Below are 337 nucleotides of genomic sequence, written 5' to 3' on the forward strand. Positions count from 1 at the left end.
TAGCCGATCGCGGCTACTTCAACAGCCCGGAGATCCTTGCGTGCCACGAGGCCGGCATCACAGTGACTCTGTCCAAGCCGCTAGCGTCGGGCGCCAAATCGAAAGGGCGCTTCGGCAAGCAGGACTTTGTCTATTTGCCGGAAGAAGACGCCTATCGCTGCCCAGCTGGAGAGCGGCTGCCATATCGCTACACGAACGAAGAAGACGGCAAGATGCTGCGGCGCTACTGGACCACGGCCTGTCAAAGCTGCTCACTCAAGTCCCAATGCACGACAGGGCCAGAGCGGCGGATTACACGATGGGAGCATGAGCACGTGCTCGATGCTGTCCAGCAGCG

The 337-nt window shown here is 60.5% G+C and carries 1 protein-coding gene; it reads left to right on the forward strand.

The annotated features are described in order from the left end of the window. Positions 1–337 (forward strand): transposase (locus OZ411_RS43230; RefSeq protein ID WP_282532843.1); only part of this gene is annotated, 337 nt, incomplete at both ends.

Origin of the sequence: Bradyrhizobium sp. Arg237L (assembly GCF_029990105.1) — a bacterium.
GTDB lineage: Bacteria > Pseudomonadota > Alphaproteobacteria > Rhizobiales > Xanthobacteraceae > Bradyrhizobium.